Origin of the sequence: Porticoccus hydrocarbonoclasticus MCTG13d (genome assembly GCF_000744735.1) — a bacterium.
In the GTDB taxonomy this organism is placed as follows: domain Bacteria; phylum Pseudomonadota; class Gammaproteobacteria; order Pseudomonadales; family Porticoccaceae; genus Porticoccus; species Porticoccus hydrocarbonoclasticus.
This window is the reverse complement of the sequence record NZ_JQMM01000001.1, coordinates 1440803-1458501: the sequence shown is the minus strand read 5'-3', so window position 1 is coordinate 1458501 and position 17699 is coordinate 1440803. Positions and strand designations below refer to the sequence as shown.

Below are 17699 nucleotides of genomic sequence, written 5' to 3'. Positions count from 1 at the left end.
TGCAGGATTTAAAGTCCGATTGGAGAACTGGCTTACATCGAACGCACCAACTGAATGGGGGTCTATCATCGAGCCATCACTCCAAAGTAGTAATTCAATAGTCTTATTGGAAAGCGCAAGCGATTCTAAAGGAGGGTCGTGCATTGTCAATATTTTGACGAGGGTTTTTACGAATGAACTGCTGCAAATCAATCTAGGGACTAGAGGATTTTCTGTAGGCAACCTCGCGCCTGTGGTGTCGGAAAATCAATTTATCCAGCCACACCTGGACCGACTCACTGAGCCCCAGGTAACGCACTCTTGCCCACCCTCTACGATAATCATCTGGGCTGCTGACCACTTCGCCATAAAAACACAGGGGCTTTGGTGTACCGCGCTGAATATAAACCTGTACAAATACGATTGAACCGGGCTCGGGAACACTCCCATCCTGCCAATCGACCTGCGCAGAAGAGACAGTCACCCGGGAAATATCGGGGATATCCAGCTGGCTGTATATCAACTGACCAACCAGATCCAACAGCAGGTTTAGCTTCAGATCCAGGCGGGCCAGCTCTTGGGAAAGCGCAGGGTTGCTGCTGTCTGATGTCTCTTTGGAAAATTCGCTGATGGCAGATACGGCCCGCAGAAAGGATTCGTTGGATTCATTGACCAACGCAAGGTGTGCTTCATCGGGCTGATAATCGATTTTTGACCAGGCAATGGAGATATTGTCGGTAAAGGAAAGGGCGCTTGCTGACTCCTCGGATTTGTCCACGTCCAAAATAAAGGCATCCTCTTATATATTTCGGCTCTGAAATGCATGGAACCAAACGGGAAACACGAGTTTAAACCCTTTTGAGTATAGATCAATCTTAAGGCACTGAGGGAAAAAGCAGCTCAGACGACAATGCGAAACGTATGGGAAAAGACGTGCTCCGGCACGGAACTAACAGATCGAGAGGCTTTTTGTGTAATTAACGATTATTGCCCACCTCATGGTAACTGCCCATGGCTTTACGGTTCCGCGTGTATTCCAATCCCTGGACCATAACCTGCTCCCTTGCCACTTTTAACCGGGACATCAACTCTTCATTCAGGTGCAAAAGAGCCGCGACCGCTTCGGCGACCAGAACCGAGTCCGGCAGTCCGGAAGTTTGTGAGAAACAGACGGCGAGTCCATCCCGCCGCCGCTGTTCCAGTTTCGTCACCTCTGACCACTCGTTGTTCTCCGCGCAGCTCAGCATCTGCTTGGTAATAGTCAACACCTCAGCCAGGAGGCGACACTGATGAGCCTGGGAAAGAGATTCGTGGACGACTGCTGCAGTCATGATTGCATGCTCCTCGCCTCAGCAGGAACAGATTCCCAGCCGGCCTTGACTTCTTTTAACAGCGCACTGACTTCATCCAATACCGCTGTATCCGACGAAACACCTGCTTCCACAAGTCGCCTTTCAATATAATCGTAAAGCGAACCTAGATTTGCGGCGATCTCACCTCCCCGCTGATAATCCAGGCTGGCACGCATCCCATCCACAATGGCAATAACACTGCTGAGCAATTCACCCTTGCGGGCAATCTCATTTCGGTTGATTGCACCCTTTGCCGAAGCCAACCTGTCCAGTGCACCTTCCAGTAACTTGGCGATTAAGTGGTGAGGCGTTGCATCCACGATTCCGGTCTGCAACCCGACACTTTTATACTGGTTTAACGCTGATGCATAGTTCATTGACTACCTCTTGACTGATACTAGTTGTTTTTGTTGAGCAGCTGACCGGAGCCCGGCAAGGAGGCCAACTGCTGCGTCAGAAAATCACTGGTCGTCTGCAGTTGGGCAAGCAGAGAATCCAGTGCATTGAATTGGTTTCTATAACGAATTTCCAGAGCTTCCATCTTGCGATCAAGCACTTCCTTTTGATCACCAATACCCTCTATGCGCGACTGAATCCCCTCTGTGCGCGAATCCAGTAGGCCATCGGTCGCCAGAAAAGACGTAATCAGGGTATTCAGCTGGTATGCAATGCCACGTGAAAAATCAACTGCGCCGCGTGGTCCCGTAGAACCGTCTGCAATCAGGAGTTGCAGCCCTTCAGCTTTGCTGCCCACAGCCCCTTTTAGTGTTTGCCCACTGCCGGAGGCCGCCACACCGCCGATGGTGCCCGCCACATCAATACCGGCAACACCTGCTCCGGTTGAAAATCCCAGTTGCGCAGTAGTATTGGTATCGACAGAGAGAACTTCTATTGTCGAGAAAGACCCATAATTATTGGATGTGATTTCAAAATGGTCATTGACGAATTGCACGGACACCAGGGCGCCGGCATTGACCAGCGCAGTGTCACCGTTAATCCTTGCCTGTAACTCGTCGGCAAGTTCAGCGCCCGATGCGTAATTGCCCTGGGTTAACAAAATCTCGCTGGATGTCACACCATTAACACTCAGCACCAGGCTATTATTTTCACTATCAATGTTGAGCGGAAAAAAACTTGGCGAAGCGGTTAGCTGACCACGGGTCGCCATCTGGGTAATATCGATATCATGGCTGGCGACTGCTGTCGCCGCCGTCGATGTAATATATTTTATGGTCCCGTCCGATGGCCGGCCTACTGCGGCAAAAACTCCGACGATATCATCAAAAGCATTTTCCAGCGCAGCATCAAAACGACTGCTATTAATGGCCAGCTTGCCATCGCCATCGGTGGTGATACCCAGCTCACTCAGGCTGCTGAAGGAACCACCAAAACCCTCGGCGGAATCAGTGATGGCCCGACGCACCTGACTGGCAATCGAACGGGCTGAAAAATCTCCCTGCAGTGGCCCGGCAACACCGGTCTCAGGATCATAGGCGGTGAGACTGTTAACGGTAGAAATATAGTTGTTATAACCGCTGACAAAACTCTGGATGGCGGACTTGACCGCCTCGCGGTCTTGCGCAACGGTAACGGTCACCGGGGAAGTTCCAGTGACATCTTTGAGGGTAATATCCAGCCCCTCAATAACGCCGCTGGCTCTATTCTCACTACTGCGTATGGACAACCCATTGACCGTGAACAGGGCGTCGCGGGCAGCGACTGTCTGGGCAAGATTGGTTGCACTGCCATTAAAGGACAATGCAGACAGGCCAGCACTATCCAGGTCGTTACTATCACCAGTATCAGTAACGCTTATTTCGAGACTGTTTTTCTCGCCGCCATCATCGGATCCAATCAACAAACGATAGCCAGACTCATCGTTGACGATCACTGCCGTAACGCCGATTTTTGCGCCGTTAATTGCATCCCGGACACCAGTCAAAGTGTTGTTCTCGGAATCGATGGTTATCGTCGCCGTGCCCTTTTCAGGGTTGACCGTAAAGCCATCGTAACTCTCGGGACCGGGGTCCGGAGAGGTATAGTCGGTGCTGCCAAAACGAATGGTCAGTGTTCCCGTGCCGACCAGGTCTGAAGTACTGGCATAACCGGTACTGGCCAGTGAGTGTGACGATGCCAGCTGACTGACAGACAGGCTATAACTGCCCGAAGCTGCAGTACTGTTCGCAGACGCCACAACCGCATCCGTATTACTGGAGGTCGTTGTGCGCTGGCCAAAGCTGGAGAGTTTATTCAGGCTGGAAATACTGTCCTGGAATGTAGAGAGAGCACTTTTGAGGCTGCCAAAACCCGACAGTTCTGCGGTTAGAGCGGACTCACGGGCCACCAGTCTGGTTTCTACCGGTGAGCGTTCGGCTGAAATCAACTGGGTAACCAGCGACTCAATGTCCAGTCCCGACCCTATTCCCGTCGCCGTTAACATCTGACACTTCCTACCACGGTTAAACTGAATGTCCGGTTCATACGCACGCCTTTAAAAGTTAAACCCGCAGATAAACAAGCAAACAGGGTGCCAACCAGACTCAATAAAAGAAAAAATTAACCCTCGCCCCTGACAAACAATCCCTTACTGTTTCCGGCACCGATTTCCGCCAGATAATGGGCAAGTGCAACGGCTTCTTCCCGGGGGATCTGGCGGATAATTTCCTTGGATTCACTATCGATTACGGTGACAACCGTACTACCGGTTGTCTCATCTACCTTGAATTGCAGATCACGGGAAATCTGTTGCACATAATCAGATATATGACTTACCGCTGCCGCAAGCTCTACAGTGGACGACTCTCTGTTTTGTTCATCGCTTTTCTCCGGAGAAACATTGCCGCCGACGGGCAATTCTTGCCGGTCTACAGTCAATTCCATCGCTTTGACAGGTTGGCTGTTGGCAATAGCTTTCAGGGCAGGTCCGGGAATAGTTATAGATTCTGGCATGGCGGCACTCCATCAATATAAGGTGCTATGGCCGGGCAGAAAGGGGTGGCATAGCCACCCCTCTACCTGTTTGATCTTTTCAGATTGAAAAGATCATTACTGCAACAGGGCCAAAACATTCTGTGGCAGTGCGTTAGCCTGAGCCAGCATTGCCGTACCCGCCTGCTGCAGAATTTGAGCACGGGTCAACGCTGCAGTTTCTGAGGCAAAATCGGCATCCTGAATCCGCGACCTGGAAGCACTCAGGTTTTCGGAGGTCGTTTGTATACTGGCAATGACCGATTCAAAGCGGTTCTGGATCGCACCCAGAGAGGCTCGCGAGCTGTTAATCGCTGTCAGAGCACTATCCACCGACTGGATGGCAGCATTTGCACCAGCGACACTGGAGATATCCGTATTCGCCAGAGTCGTTCCCACCAGCGTGTCTGCAGTAGTGGTGCCCGCAGTCAACCCGGCATTAGCAGGTGTAGCCCCGCCGATAACCAGATCCCCGTCAGCTGAAGTAATGCTGCTGACAAGACCGCGATAGGTATCGCCAGTGGCGGCCAGACCTTCAGCCGCACCTTCTGTGCCACCTTCAGCCAGAACAATATTGCTGCCATCGTCCTTGGTGATATCCAGGGTTGTGGCCGTAGGTGCAGAGGCCGTGTAACCAGCGAGTCCGTTAATCAATCCCGCAATTTCAGTGGCTGTAATTGTCCCGTCTGCGCCCACTGCAGAAAGATCCAGGGCAGTACCATCAACCGACAATGTATAATCGGGAGCAACCGCTGTCACCGCCGGGGTGCCACCGGTAGTCTCGGACTCAGTCACACTGGCAGCCACACCCCCTAATGTGCTGGTGCTGGTATCAAAGGTAATGGCAGTACCATCCGCTTTGGAAAGAACCAGGTCACCACCGGCCAAGGTGCCGGAGGTGATGCTGTATGCCCCTGAACTGGCTGCGATAAAGGCTGCAAAATCTGAATCGATCTCTGTTGCAATTGCACCAGTGGCGACAGTCTCGGTGTCTGCCAAGGTCACATTGACAGCCTCTACACCATCAATGGTCAGAATAAACTGTTGACCGTTGGCATCGGCTGTACCGGCAATCCCGGTAACCGTATTTTCAGTCGGCGAAGCGAGTGAACCGGCCGTGCCCACCACATCGGCAAAGGCGATACCTGTCTGGGCATTGGTAGCTGTGGCACTCAGGCCAATATCTGCAGCGGTTATCGCATCGGCAATCGCTTTTGCATCTGCCGTAGCGGAGATCGCAAAGCCATTGACAGTCAGATCACCATCAGTAAAGCCTGCCTGTACCGCTGTTCCAGGTGCCGCCATATTGGCACCAGTCGATTGACCAAGCGATGAGGTTCGTGCACTGGTGATGCTGGAAATACTGACAGTCTCCCCGGCATTGGCACCCACCTGAAAAACCTGTGAAGCAAAAGATCCATTCAGCAGCTTGACGCCATTAAAAGAACTGGTTGATGCCACCCGGTCAATTTCAGCGACCAGCTCGGCAACTTCGGCTTGAAGGGCAGCGCGGTCGCTTGAGCTGTTAGTGGCGTTGGCAGATTGCACTGACAATTCGCGAATACGTTGCAGGTTATTGGTGATCTGCGACAAATCACCCTCAGCCGTCTGTGAGAGAGATATCCCATCGTTGGCATTGCGGGCAGCCTGGTTCAGGCCCCGGATCTGGGTAGTAAAACGCTCAGAAATTGCCAAACCCGCAGCATCATCTTTTGCGCTGTTAATACGCAAGCCTGAAGAGAGGCGTTGCAGTGCTGTGCTCAAATCACCCTGGGATGAATTCAGGTTGCGCTGCGCTGTGAGCGAAGCAATATTGGTATTGATTACCTGTGCCATAACTATTTTCCTCTTTGTTTTCCTTTCCGTCTGGCAGATCAAGGCCTTTCAGACGGCTGTTTCTTCGACGCTGGAATCTCTCATCGACGACGGATACGTTGCGATCGATAACCTGTATATCGACCGACGAGGAAAGTTCTTTAGCTTTTTTTTAGAATTTTTTTTCAATCCATTGATTTAAAGAAGAAAGTGTGACGGTCTCTACAGTTCAAACAACAAAATGCGATGCCTATCACAAAAGAAGGCGGACAAACCAGTATTGCCGACACAGCAACTACCTGGCCTGAAAGGAAAGCAAACAGGATGGGGCTATTACAGATAATTAAACAGGGATAATCCCTGGACTTTCACATAAGCCTGCTGGGCGGCCTGCAATGCGGTTAACTGCAGGTTAAGTTCACTGATGGCCTGCGCATAATCGAGGTCCTGCACACTGGAAAGTGTCTGCTCCAATTGCAGATTAAAGTCCTCATTCAGCGACTGCTGATTTTCCACCTGATTCTGGCGAACTCCCACGTCAGCTCTAACTGCAAGCATGTGTCCAATGGCCTGATCGAGATTATTCAATCCACGTCCCATGGCATTGTTGACCGAAGCCACTCCGGCGGGGGAATCAACCGCACTGGCCAGGGAATCTGCAATAGCCTGAATGCTGGCAAACATGCCTTCACGGGCAGAGGGAAAGACCTCAAAACGATCACCATCGACAGGGAGGCCGCCAACCTGAATGCTGGCTCCGGCAAAATTGATTTCGTCACCCTCCTGATAGTTACCGCTGGTCAACAGGGCATTGGAGGAATCCCGCACTTCATATGTCACCGGATCACCGGGAAGCGCCTGACTGAAAGTGATTGAATAAGTATCCCGAATAAAATTGCCGTCAACCGTGGCACTGCCAATTACTCCTGTGCCGGCATTGGCGGCGTCAGGCTTCACATCAAAGCGGCCATTACCGGTGGGCACAGCCATAAAGACATTAAACCCGGAATCCCTTACCGCCACCTGGGATGACTTGCCCAACTGCAGGAATCGTTGACCATCATCACCCTGGTAGGCGTACTGACCGTTTTGCCGTGTAAACGGCACTGCGTCGGCCTGAAACCCGGCAAAAATATATTCACCTTCCGAGTCTCGGGTATTGGCCAGCGACTGGAGCTGTTCAAGCAACCCTTCTATTTCCACACTCGCACTGCGGCGGGTTTCAACGGACTGGGAGGCATTGTTGGCCTGAACCACCAACTCCCTGACCCGTTGCAGCACATTGCCTACATTGGCAAGCACCGTATCTTCCAGTGCCAGCTGCCCCTCGGCCAAATTACCATTGCGCTGATACTGATCCAGCAACGCCATATCTTCATTGAGATTCAAAATCTGCACAGCCGCTACCGGATCATCTGAGGGAACCTGGATACGCTTGCCAGTAGCCAGCTGTTGTTCCGTTTTGGCCAACTTGCTCTGCTGATCAAGTATTCCCGAAATTCCCTGCTGAAAGATTTGTACACTGGATAAACGCATATTGGCACCCACCTATCGACGGACAGAGCTGAGCAAGGTCTGGAACAACTCATCGGCCACCGCAATTATCTGCGCAGCAGCCTGATAGGCCTGCTGGTAGCGGATAAGGTTTGCCGCCTCCTCGTCCAGATTCACACCCGATACACTCTCTCGCGCTGCAACCGACTGATCCAGCAGCACCTGTTCGGTGCCAAGTGCTTTTTCTGCCTGGCGGGTTTTAACCGCAACATCGGCGACCGTGCTTGCATAGGCCTCCTGATAACTGACCGTACCATTCATCAGCTCCCTGGATATTTGCAGCGAGGCCAGATTCAATACATTGCCATTGTCACCGGTACCGTTGGTATTATTTTCTATGACCAGCTCATCACCAGCCTGCGGCACGCCATCGATACTGAACCCGAAGCCGGCAAGACTGAACGATTTGCCAGCACTCTCTGTGGCAGGGTTATAGGCCAAAGGACCGCCGGCCATACCGGACATATCGAAACCGGGCACCCCCGCTCCGAGTGCATCGGGGTTAAACGTCAATGTCACTGTACCGGCCAGCGGCAACCCTGATGTATCACTGACACTGAAGCCGGCAATATCGGCTGAACCCTGATTTGACAAAACCTGCTGAGCGCGGAGGGGCGATGCGGCGGCAAAATCTTCCGGCCGACTCAGCGCCACGGCAAATTGCCCGACGGCCAAACGGGTGGGCTGAATCAGAAAGCTGTCACCACTGGCGGGAATGCCGGCAGCACCAATCGTCAACCCGCCCACTGAAAATGGACCTGTACCGCTTTGACTGCTGTTATTGGTAAGGTTGGTCAAGACCCACTGGCTACCGTCAAAACGAAGATTGTAGTCATCACCGGTCAGCGCGGTGGCGTCAGTAATGGTGGCTGACACTGATGCCGACCCGGTGTTGGCAGGATGCTCTGTCGACGTTGCTGTCAGCGGCTGAAAAAAATCTCCGCCGGAATTACCGTCCAGATCAATCCCGAGCTGATGTTGCTCATTGAAAGTGGATGTCAGTCCAACGGCAATCAGTCCGAGTTGATTGGCCGCAGGATTCAGTACACCCTCCCGGAAATCCAGGACGGCACCCAGCGATCCACCACTGAGAAAACGGGTGATATCCGAGACATTGCCTCCTGCGCCGGAAATGCCAATCATGGTCTGGGTACTATCGAATGGATTACTAACGGTTTGAAACGACTCGGCATTACCGCCAACCACCAACGCCTGCCCTTTGCCAATCATCACGTTAATGGCACCATCGGATTGGGTCACGGTGGTGACTCCAACATACTTTGCCAGCTGGCTGAGCTGTTGGTCACGCTTGTCCAGCAAATCGTTCGGCACAGTTCCACCGGATTGACCCGTGGCGCTGACAATCTGCTTGTTCAGGCTGGCGATACTGGCCGCCAGTGAATTAATCTCACCTACGGTACCCTCTATCCTGGCATTGACTTCGCTATTGAGGCTGCGCAGATTGCTGTCCAGGTAGTGAAAACGGTCTGCCAGCGCTTCTGCCTGTCCGAGCAGTACCTGGCGCTCAGGCAATGATCCGGGATTGTTGGCAACATCCTGTACGGCACTGAAAAACTCCCCGAGCACAGGCGCCAGACCGGCATTATCGTTACCGAGCATGCCATCCAGCCGGGAAGACAACTGATAAAGCGTATCGAAACCGCTGTGGGAAGATGTACGGGTACGGACTTCCGAAACCAGAAACTGATCGTAAATGCGCTCTATGGAGTCCACTGTCACCCCTGAGCCAATATAATTGCCTCCACTCAGCTGGGGCGGCAAGGTATCAAAGTCAGCCCGCTGGCGACTGTATCCATCCGTATTCACATTCGCGATATTGTGCCCGGTGGTATTGATCGATTGCTGCAAGGAAAGCAGTGCCGATGTGCCGATGTTAAAAATATTTGCCACGATGCCTTATCCTGCCTGGCAGTCCAGTGAATGGACGCACTGATGGGCTAACCCTAGGTACCAGTTAGCGACTCTTTTCCGGAATTCTTTAATTGGTTAACCAGATTGCTGTAGTTACCCCTTTCCAGAATACCCAGAATTTTTTCGGCATATTTTGGATCGGTGGCATAGCCCGCCTGCTGCAACTCTGTCAGAAATGCTTTGCTGTCGGATACTTTCTCCAGCGCACCCTGATAGCGCGGATTGTTTTTCAGAAAACTCACATAGTCCTTGAACGCGGTGGACAGTGAGTCATATACCCTGAAGGCTGCTTTTTCCAGGGCTGCCAGCCCATCCCTGAACTCCATGGTATTGACAATAGAGGAATCGCCTCGCCATCCATTCCCTACCTTGATACCAAACAGATTAAAGCTGCTGCTGCCGTCTGCGGCCTGAATAACTTTCTTGCCCCAACCCGTCTCCAGCGCTGACTGAGCCACCAGAACGGCAGGGTCCAGACCGAGTTCACCGGCGGCGACCACCGCATCATCCCAGACTGCCTGTATAAACTCTTCCGGCGAAGTTGCCAGGCCATCCTGCCCTGTGGCGCTGACGGCTCGCACAACTGACTGCCTCTCTGCCGCCGGGGGAATTAACCCGGGCACGTCCCGCTGCACCCTCAATGGAGGTCGCTCAAGGGAGACCAACGGCTGCACGCCCCCCACCTCATCAATTACCGGTTCAGTCTGCGCCCCACCGCCCAATTGAGTGACAAGAATCTCTGCCAGACCAATACCACCCTGCTGTGAGAGCTCAAGCGAAATCTGCTGGTCAAACATCTGCTGATAGGTATCCAGCTGACTGCTGTCGAAAAGGCCGCCATCTACGGTGGCATCGCGCATGGACTTGAGCATCATCTGCACAAAAAGAGACTCAAACTGTCCGGCCACTTCGGAAATAGCCGTCCCTGGAGCCTCGCGAGCATGGCTGCGCAACGAGGCCAACCCCTGGATATCCATGAATGTCGACGTCATTGCCTCTGCCATGGCTAGATCACGATCAAGCGGGCACGCAGCGCACCCACACGCTCCAATGCCTCCAGAATCGCCACCAGATCACCGGGGGCGGCACCGACTTTGTTGACAGCTTCCACCAGGTCATTGAGTGTCACGCCCGCATCCAGCAGGAACATGCGGGTACCCTCTTGCTCCACCGACACTTCGGATTCGGGCGTCACCACCGTATTGCCTCTTCGGGCGAAAGGCTCCGGCTGGCTGACGTTGATGTTTTCGTTGATCGTCACAATCAGGCTGCCATGAGCCACGGCGGCGGGTTCAAGCCGAACTTCCCGGCCAATCACCACCGTGCCAGTCCGCGAGTTCACAATAACCCGGGCCGGGGCACTGGCTGGCTTTACCTGCAGATTTTCCAGCATTGAAACAAAAGCCACTTTTTCTGCCGGGTCCAGTGGTGCACGGATTTCCACAGAGCCACCATCGAGAGGCCGGGCCACCCCCTCTCCCAGAGACTCATTAATACTGGTCGCCACACGAAAAGCTGTGGTGAAATCCGCAGCATGAAGATTCATCACCAGTGAAGCATCGTGATTGAATGGGCTGACCACACCCCGTTCCACCGTTGCCCCGTTGGGGATGCGGCCGGCACTGGGCACATTGACTGTCACACTGGAGCCATCGGCACCATCTGCACCAAAGCCGCTGACTAACAGGTTGCCCTGGGCAACCGCATAGGTCTGTCCATCAGCACCCTTTAACGGCATCATCAGCAGTGACCCCCCGCGCAGACTTTTTGCATTGCCGAGTGAGGAAACCGTGACATCAATGGTCTGGCCGGGTTTCGCGAAAGGGGGCAGCTCCGCATGAACCATCACAGCCGCAACATTCTTCAACTGGAGATTGACATTGGCCGGCAGCGATACACCCAGCTTGGCAAGCATGCTCTTGACACTTTGCACGGTAAACGGTGTCTGGGTGGTCTGGTCGCCGCTGCCATCCAGACCAACCACCAGGCCATAACCAACCAACTGGTTACTGCGCACACCATTGATGGAAGCGATGTCCTTGATGCGCTCTGCAAATGCCCAGGGGGCAGAAAAAATAGAAAGCAGGCATAGAGCAACCGTACAGACTCTGGCGCTAGTACCCATGAAATTCTCCTAAAATGGCCACAGTGGACTCATAAAGAAACGCGACAACCACCCCACCATATTCACTTCCGCCGGTGCCCCGGTGCCGCCGTAGGAAATACGGGCATCGGCTACCATGGTCGAAAGAACCGTATTACTGGAGGAGATATCCACCGGGCGAACGATTCCTTTCAGGCGGATGTACTCGTGCCCCTGATTGATCTGTATCCACTTTTCACCCTGTACATAAAGGTAACCATTGGGCAGCACCCGGGCGACGGTGACAGCGATGCTACCCGTCAGACTATTGCGCTGATTACTGGCACTTTCTCCCTCAAAACCACTGGCGGAGGAAAGGTCAACCCCCAGGTCAAAGTTGGAACGGTTGCCGATAATAGGGTCTGCAATCGACGTATTACTGCTTTTGTCGAGGGTGGTGTCGCTACTCTTTGCAGCATTGGTGGCCTCTGCCAGAATCACCGTAACCACATCGCCTACCTGCCGGGCTTTGGCGTCCTCGAACAGGCTGACATTCTGCTCAGCCTGATAAATGGCACCCGTGGGCAACTGCCTGTCGGCGCTGTCCATTTCAGGCAATTCCACCGGGGCATAGTCCGGATGACTCTCCCTGGGCATGCCACTGCAGCCTGCCAGCAACGAGCCGAGCAGCATAAACAGCAAACTGAATGATGCGAACCTCATTTGCTTCACCATATCTAGAGGTTACTGGCCACATACTGGAGCATCTGATCCGTGGTAGATATTGCCTTGGAGTTCATTTCATAGGTTCGCTGCGTCTCGATCATGTTGACCAGCTCTTCTACCACATTGACATTCGAGCTCTCCACATACCCCTGAAACACTGTTCCAAGGCCATTCAGACCGGGGTTACCGGTCTGCGGTGAACCGCTGGCATTGGACTCGAGAAAAAGATTTTCTCCAATGGGCTGCAACCCCGCGGGATTCACAAAATCCGCCAACTGGATTGTCCCTACCTGGCTGACAGCGGAGGAACCCGGCTGCCTGACCGATACCGTACCGTCGGAGCCAATATTCACCGAAAGTGCATTCTCCGGCAGCGTCACCGAAGGCTGGAGAATATAGCCGGCAGACGTCACCATCTGCCCTTGATTGTCAACCTGGAAGGAACCGTCCCGGGTATAGGCCTGAGTACCATCGGGAAGCAGAATCTGGAAAAAGCCGCGTCCCTGAATGGCCATATCCAGCATATTTTCGGTTTGTGCCAGGTTCCCCTGGGTAAACAGTTTTTCTGTAGCCACTACACGGACACCCGTACCTATCATCAAGCCCGAGGGCAACTGGGTATCCTGGGAGGACTGAGCGCCCACCTGACGAACATTCTGATACAACAGATCTTCGAAAATAGCCCGGCTTCGCTTGTAACCGGTTGTGCCGGCGTTGGCCAGGTTGTTGGCAATATTTGACATCTTGGTCTGCTGGGCATCCAGCCCGGTTTTTGCAATCCACAGTGCTTGATTCATTGGTCAACTCCCTAGCTTATTCTCATCAATGCCGCAGAAGAGCTATCCAGCTCCTCGGCAGTTTTGATCATTTTTACGTGACTCTCGAACTGACGTGCCAACTCGATCATTCTCACCATGGATTCCACGGTATTCACATTGCTGCTCTCCAGCGACCCCGGGATCAGCCTTATGTTCGCGTCTTCAACTGCAGGCTCTTCCCCCTGAAGGCGAACCAGACCGTCTTCACCTTTCGTGAGCAGAGACGGGTCGGGATTTACTACTCTGATGCGATCAAATTCCACCAGAGTATTGGGATCTTCTCCGAGGGGAACGATAGAGATAGTGCCATCGGTACCAATGCCCAGTTGCGAATAAGGTGGCAAAGCAATAGGGCCCGCCTTACCGAGAACGGATTGCCCGGCACCGTTGGTTAACTGGCCGAACGAATCGATACGCAGGTCGCCACGTCGAGTCAGCGCTTCTGAACCATCCGGGGCCTGCACCGCCATCCAGCCTTCTCCATTGATCGCCACATCCAGATCACGGCCGGTAGCGGTAATCACGCCTTCACGAAAATCGACTCCCTGGCTCCTGATTCCTGCATAAGCGCGACTCTCATGACCGGCACCCGAAAGATAAGCGCTGCGTGCCGCAACCAGATCAGCACGAAAACCGGTGGTCGACGCGTTGGACAGGTTATGGCTATTCGCTGCCTGAGCCAGCATGGTTTCCCTGGCACCGGAAGCGGCTATATAGACGAAATGATCCATGGCTCAATCACTACCTGCTAGCGGAGATTAATAACGGTTTGTGTAATCGCATCTTCTGTCTGAATCACCTGGGCATTTGCCTGAAAATTGCGCTGGGCAATAATCATATTCACTAACTGCTCGGTAATTTCCACATTGGAATCTTCCAGCGCCCCGGACTGAATCACCCCCAACCCGGAGCTGCCAGGTTCACCCAGGGTTGCCGCACCAGATGAGAAAGTCTCCGCCCAACTGGTACCGCCGAGAGGTTGGAGACCATTTGGGTTGGCAAACCCTGCAATAGCCACCTGTCCCAGTGCGCGAGCCTGGCCATTGGTGTAACGCGCAAAGGCAACCCCGGTATTATCAATTTCCAGCCCACGCAGCTGGCCCGTAGTAAAGCCATCCTGAACAATCGTACTGACTGCAAAATCAGACCCGAACTGAGTACCCTTGGATAAGGAAACAGTAAAGCTCTGAGCACTGGCACCTGTGGGTGCGCCTGCGGAGTTAAGGGGTGTCCAACCAGCAATATTGACCTCTACCGGCAAGGTGGCAGGATCAAATTGACCGTTTGACTGGAACGTCAGCGTATCTGGTCCAGACGTTGTCACACCATCAACCAGCGTATGAACTTCCCACTGGTTAGCCGTTGATGTTTTCACAAAAAACGTACTTAACACGTGAGGGTTGCCCAGTTCGTCGTAAATCGTTGTAGAGCTGGTGGCATTGAAAGAATTACTGTCAGGACTGGTGGGGGGCACAGCAAAAGCATCGAAGGGCCCGCCAAAAGGAACCAGCGGTGCAGTCTCTCGCGAGTCAAGATTTAGCGTAATGTCTACTGAACCAGTGGGGTTGGGCTCAATCAGGGAGGTGTCCAACTGCAAATCACCCAACTGCCCGTTGATATTTCCCAGGTTATCGGCTTGAAAAGCCTGGAGCCTCTGGCCTTCGCTCGTCACGATAAGACCTTCACGGTTCACCTGAAAGTTGCCCGCACGGGTATAAGTCGATGCGCCCTCATCGCTCAGCAAAAAGAACCCGCTACCGTTAATGGCCAGATCAAGCGCATTATTGGTGAAGCTGATATTCCCCTGGGTAAATTCCTGGGTTACTCCGGCCAGACTGACGCCTTTACCAATGGCATTACCACCAGCACCCAACAGGCTGGTGGCATACACATCAGAAAATTCCGCCCGTGATAACTTGAACCCGGTAGTGGAACTGTTTGCAATATTGTTACCGACCACCCCCAAATCCGCGCTTGCCGCCTTGATGCCCGATACTGCTGTATCAAATGCCATGTTTTATCTCCTGACCTTGCGTCACTGAATTTCCAGATTTATTTAATGAAAGCTTTTTACGGATGATGTCGAGACCTGGCTACCATCCGCCAGGTTTAGCAATACGCCACTACCGTCGCCGGCCACACTGACTGACTCGACCCGCTGGCGGGGATAAACCGACACGGCTTCGTTCTGACCATCTATCCATGCCTCCGCGCTCAAACGATAGCGGCCGGGCGCAACGGTATTCCCCTCAGCATCGGTTCCATCCCAGCTGACGTTCAGGTTACCCTGCTCAGTCGCACCGAAAGATCCGCTATAAATGAGCTCGCCACTCTGATCCTGGACATAGAGCTTCAAACTGGTGGCGTCCCCAGGCAGCGCAACCGTTGCGTTGAGCTCACCCCCCTCTTCCGCCAAGTAACCCATATTTGAGCTGGTGGATACTTCCTGTCCTACCAGGCCCGCTGCCTGCAGGGCCTGATTGGCATACAACACTGACGACAGGCCGCTAAACCCGCCCTGCAGGTCCTGAATACCCGACACAGTGCCAAACTGGGCAAGCTGACTGATAAATTCCAGATTATCCATGGGCTTGGTTGGGTCCTGATTCTCAAGCTGCGTAACCAGCAGCGTCATAAAATCTTCCTGTCCCAGTTCATTGGGATTATTCTTAATGGTTTCCCCTTGCACTGTGCTGGGGAAAAGCTCTGACAGACTGGCTACGCTACTCATAATCATTCCTTCCTGATGCTTATCGCTTAACGACCCAGACTCAAGGTCCTGAGGATGAGCTGTTTGGTTGTATTCATTGCCTCGACACTGCTTTGATAGGAGCGGGAGGCAGAAATCATATTTGCCATCTCTTCTACGATGTTCACATTAGGCATGTAGATAAAACCATTTTCGTCCGCCATCGGATGCGACGGCATGTATTCCTGACGGGCCGCAAGCTTGGATTCCACCATTCCGGAAACCCGTACACCAACTGCGTCACTACTGCCACTTACCGCATCGTAAGCAGAAGTAAAAACCGGGTATCTTGCCCGGTATGCAGTCTCTGCACTGCCACTCACCACGTCGGCATTTGCCATATTGCTCGAAATGGCGTTTAACCTGACACTCTGTGCGGAGAGGGCCGTACCGGAAATATCAAAGACATTAAACAGACTCATAGTCACTCTCCACGCAGTGTCTGCAATGTGGATTTGATTCGGGCACCAAGGAAATCAAGACTGGCCTGATAGCGAATCGCGTTCTCCATAAATGCCCCATGCTCACGATCTGTTTCAACCGTATTCCCGTCCAGTGACGGCTGAACAGGAACCCGGTACATCCCCTCTTCCTTATCGATACCGTTCACGGTCATGTGGGCTTTATTGGTTTGCAACAATTCGTAGTCCCCTGTGGCCCGACCAAGCGCAGCCTGAAAATCAATGTCTTTTGCCTTGTACCCAGGAGTATCCGCATTGGCCAGATTCGCGGAGATCATTTCTGTACGCTGCGAACGCAGCGCCAGGACCGACGGAGAGATACCAAAAACTTTGTCAATTACATTCATTTATTCAAACCTCTACCCTTTTCCTATACAGATTGCGTGCCAACATATTTAATTCTTTTATTTCAACGACTTAAATAAAATAACGGCAACACTGACAGCCGATCCATCGGCAACCCTTCACCCCGGCGGCAAAGTTTGCCGCCCATGACAACTGGCACGGTTAATGCTTAAACGAGGGGGAACTCATTATTTTCCAGAGCAAATGACAAAAATTTGGCGCTTCCAGTTGTTACCCTGCCTGCTACTGTCAGCTATCTGCCAGGGAGTTTTTTCAAATCAGGGTAATCAATCTTTGCAAAGCATCACGGATACCGTTGTTCTTGCCGGTAAAAGAAGAGCCCAGGCTCTCGGCTATGACAATGTGAAGGTCCAGGTTCGCCCTCTGGATGAACGACTAAGGTTGCCCGACTGCGAACAACCTCTGGATACCTTTATGCCACCGGGAGCCCCTTCCCTCGGTGCCGTTAATGTTGGTGTGCGCTGTGCGTCCAGCCAACCCTGGACAATTTATGTGCGCGCACATATCTCTGCCCAACGGGCAGTACCGGTGCTGGCAAGACCGTTGGCACGCAACACTATAATCAGTGAGGCCGATCTCACTGTTATTGACCAGCCCATCGATACGGCCATCAGTGGCGTTGTCTACGAAGTGGAGCAGATTATCGGGATGGAGCTAACGAGATCACTCGACGCTGGCTCCACAATAGGAGTCAATCAACTCAGACCCCCGAAAGTGATCAAACGGGGTCAACAGGTCACACTGGTCGCCGGGGCCGGTAATCTGCAGGTGCGAATGCAGGGCAAAGCCTTGGGAGACGCCACAGCTGGCGAACGTGTACGTGTAACAAACCTGAGCAGTAACCAGCAGGTGGAAGGTATTGCCAATTCCGACGGGACTGTAAGCGTGCCATAATAG

The 17699-nt window shown here is 53.0% G+C and carries 18 protein-coding genes; 1 reads left to right on the top strand and 17 read right to left on the bottom strand.

The window, feature by feature from the left end:
• Nucleotides 1-193: 193 nt before the first annotated feature.
• The 17 genes from U740_RS06945 to flgB form a co-directional block, all read right to left on the bottom strand.
• Complete coding sequence (locus tag U740_RS06945; RefSeq protein WP_036861558.1) at nucleotides 194-757, bottom strand: PilZ domain-containing protein; 564 nt, start codon at nucleotides 755-757, stop codon at nucleotides 194-196.
• 199 nt (nucleotides 758-956) lie between these two features.
• Entirely contained in the window at nucleotides 957-1310 is a 354-nt protein-coding gene (locus U740_RS06940; RefSeq protein WP_036859923.1) for a flagellar protein FliT, read from the bottom strand.
• On the bottom strand, nucleotides 1307-1708 hold the full coding sequence (gene fliS / locus U740_RS06935; protein ID WP_036859921.1) for a flagellar export chaperone FliS: 402 nt from the start codon (nucleotides 1706-1708) through the stop codon (nucleotides 1307-1309). The genes U740_RS06940 and fliS overlap by 4 nt, the downstream gene beginning before the upstream one ends.
• Nucleotides 1709-1728: 20 nt before the next feature.
• Nucleotides 1729-3771 carry a flagellar filament capping protein FliD gene (gene fliD, locus U740_RS06930; RefSeq protein WP_036859919.1) on the bottom strand — a complete coding sequence of 681 codons (2043 nt, stop codon included), beginning with the start codon at nucleotides 3769-3771 and terminating at the stop codon, nucleotides 1729-1731.
• A gap of 116 nt (nucleotides 3772-3887) precedes the next feature.
• The gene (locus tag U740_RS11840) at nucleotides 3888-4280 is read right to left on the bottom strand and encodes a flagellar protein FlaG (RefSeq protein WP_051921275.1); all 393 of its coding nucleotides are present in this window, start codon (nucleotides 4278-4280) and stop codon (nucleotides 3888-3890) included.
• Nucleotides 4281-4376: 96 nt separating this feature from the next.
• The gene (locus U740_RS06920) at nucleotides 4377-6134 is read right to left on the bottom strand and encodes a flagellin N-terminal helical domain-containing protein (protein WP_036859917.1); all 1758 of its coding nucleotides are present in this window, start codon (nucleotides 6132-6134) and stop codon (nucleotides 4377-4379) included.
• A 312-nt stretch (nucleotides 6135-6446) separates the two neighbouring features.
• Nucleotides 6447-7649 (bottom strand): flagellar hook-associated protein FlgL, encoded by a 1203-nt coding sequence (gene flgL, locus U740_RS06910; protein ID WP_036859913.1) that lies wholly within the window; start codon nucleotides 7647-7649, stop codon nucleotides 6447-6449.
• A 12-nt stretch (nucleotides 7650-7661) separates the two neighbouring features.
• A complete protein-coding gene (gene flgK, locus U740_RS06905; RefSeq protein ID WP_051921274.1) occupies nucleotides 7662-9578 on the bottom strand; it encodes a flagellar hook-associated protein FlgK in 1917 nt (638 codons plus the stop codon).
• Between the two features lie 53 nt (nucleotides 9579-9631).
• Nucleotides 9632-10591, bottom strand: coding sequence for a flagellar assembly peptidoglycan hydrolase FlgJ (flgJ, locus tag U740_RS06900; protein ID WP_036861553.1), 960 nt, complete (start codon nucleotides 10589-10591; stop codon nucleotides 9632-9634).
• A gap of 14 nt (nucleotides 10592-10605) precedes the next feature.
• The gene (locus tag U740_RS06895; RefSeq protein WP_051921272.1) at nucleotides 10606-11724 is read right to left on the bottom strand and encodes a flagellar basal body P-ring protein FlgI; all 1119 of its coding nucleotides are present in this window, start codon (nucleotides 11722-11724) and stop codon (nucleotides 10606-10608) included.
• Nucleotides 11725-11733: 9 nt separating this feature from the next.
• Nucleotides 11734-12405: a flagellar basal body L-ring protein FlgH gene (locus tag U740_RS06890; RefSeq protein ID WP_036861548.1), complete on the bottom strand. Its 672-nt coding sequence runs from the start codon at nucleotides 12403-12405 to the stop codon at nucleotides 11734-11736.
• 14 nt (nucleotides 12406-12419) lie between these two features.
• A complete protein-coding gene (flgG, locus tag U740_RS06885; protein WP_036859910.1) occupies nucleotides 12420-13205 on the bottom strand; it encodes a flagellar basal-body rod protein FlgG in 786 nt (261 codons plus the stop codon).
• Nucleotides 13206-13216: 11 nt separating this feature from the next.
• Complete coding sequence (flgF, locus tag U740_RS06880) at nucleotides 13217-13957, bottom strand: flagellar basal-body rod protein FlgF (protein ID WP_036859908.1); 741 nt, start codon at nucleotides 13955-13957, stop codon at nucleotides 13217-13219.
• Nucleotides 13958-13974: 17 nt separating this feature from the next.
• Complete coding sequence (gene flgE, locus U740_RS06875; RefSeq protein ID WP_036859906.1) at nucleotides 13975-15240, bottom strand: flagellar hook protein FlgE; 1266 nt, start codon at nucleotides 15238-15240, stop codon at nucleotides 13975-13977.
• A gap of 42 nt (nucleotides 15241-15282) precedes the next feature.
• The gene (locus tag U740_RS06870; RefSeq protein WP_051921271.1) at nucleotides 15283-15957 is read right to left on the bottom strand and encodes a flagellar hook assembly protein FlgD; all 675 of its coding nucleotides are present in this window, start codon (nucleotides 15955-15957) and stop codon (nucleotides 15283-15285) included.
• Between the two features lie 26 nt (nucleotides 15958-15983).
• Nucleotides 15984-16397, bottom strand: coding sequence for a flagellar basal body rod protein FlgC (gene flgC / locus U740_RS06865; RefSeq protein WP_036859904.1), 414 nt, complete (start codon nucleotides 16395-16397; stop codon nucleotides 15984-15986).
• Nucleotides 16398-16399: 2 nt separating this feature from the next.
• Nucleotides 16400-16783, bottom strand: a complete 384-nt coding sequence (flgB, locus tag U740_RS06860) for a flagellar basal body rod protein FlgB (RefSeq protein ID WP_036859902.1) — start codon at nucleotides 16781-16783, stop codon at nucleotides 16400-16402.
• Between the two features lie 202 nt (nucleotides 16784-16985).
• Here flgB and flgA point away from each other — a divergent pair, with 202 nt between their 5' ends.
• A complete protein-coding gene (gene flgA, locus U740_RS06855) occupies nucleotides 16986-17696 on the top strand; it encodes a flagellar basal body P-ring formation chaperone FlgA (RefSeq protein WP_051921270.1) in 711 nt (236 codons plus the stop codon).
• Nucleotides 17697-17699 lie beyond the last annotated feature (3 nt).

Excerpts from the sequence above, each read along its gene's own strand:
- U740_RS06940 (WP_036859923.1), bottom strand. The coding sequence starts at position 1,310 with ATGACTGCAGCAGTCGTCCACGAATCTCTTTCCCAGGCTCATCAGTGT.
- fliS (WP_036859921.1), bottom strand. The coding sequence starts at position 1,708 with ATGAACTATGCATCAGCGTTAAACCAGTATAAAAGTGTCGGGTTGCAG.
- fliD (WP_036859919.1), bottom strand. The coding sequence starts at position 3,771 with ATGTTAACGGCGACGGGAATAGGGTCGGGACTGGACATTGAGTCGCTG.
- U740_RS11840 (WP_051921275.1), bottom strand. The coding sequence starts at position 4,280 with ATGCCAGAATCTATAACTATTCCCGGACCTGCCCTGAAAGCTATTGCC.
- U740_RS06920 (WP_036859917.1), bottom strand. The coding sequence starts at position 6,134 with ATGGCACAGGTAATCAATACCAATATTGCTTCGCTCACAGCGCAGCGC.
- flgL (WP_036859913.1), bottom strand. The coding sequence starts at position 7,649 with ATGCGTTTATCCAGTGTACAAATCTTTCAGCAGGGAATTTCGGGAATA.
- flgJ (WP_036861553.1), bottom strand. The coding sequence starts at position 10,591 with ATGACGTCGACATTCATGGATATCCAGGGGTTGGCCTCGTTGCGCAGC.
- U740_RS06895 (WP_051921272.1), bottom strand. The coding sequence starts at position 11,724 with ATGGGTACTAGCGCCAGAGTCTGTACGGTTGCTCTATGCCTGCTTTCT.
- U740_RS06890 (WP_036861548.1), bottom strand. The coding sequence starts at position 12,405 with ATGAGGTTCGCATCATTCAGTTTGCTGTTTATGCTGCTCGGCTCGTTG.
- flgG (WP_036859910.1), bottom strand. The coding sequence starts at position 13,205 with ATGAATCAAGCACTGTGGATTGCAAAAACCGGGCTGGATGCCCAGCAG.
- flgF (WP_036859908.1), bottom strand. The coding sequence starts at position 13,957 with ATGGATCATTTCGTCTATATAGCCGCTTCCGGTGCCAGGGAAACCATG.
- flgE (WP_036859906.1), bottom strand. The coding sequence starts at position 15,240 with ATGGCATTTGATACAGCAGTATCGGGCATCAAGGCGGCAAGCGCGGAT.
- U740_RS06870 (WP_051921271.1), bottom strand. The coding sequence starts at position 15,957 with ATGAGTAGCGTAGCCAGTCTGTCAGAGCTTTTCCCCAGCACAGTGCAA.
- flgC (WP_036859904.1), bottom strand. The coding sequence starts at position 16,397 with ATGAGTCTGTTTAATGTCTTTGATATTTCCGGTACGGCCCTCTCCGCA.
- flgB (WP_036859902.1), bottom strand. The coding sequence starts at position 16,783 with ATGAATGTAATTGACAAAGTTTTTGGTATCTCTCCGTCGGTCCTGGCG.
- flgA (WP_051921270.1), top strand. The coding sequence starts at position 16,986 with ATGACAAAAATTTGGCGCTTCCAGTTGTTACCCTGCCTGCTACTGTCA.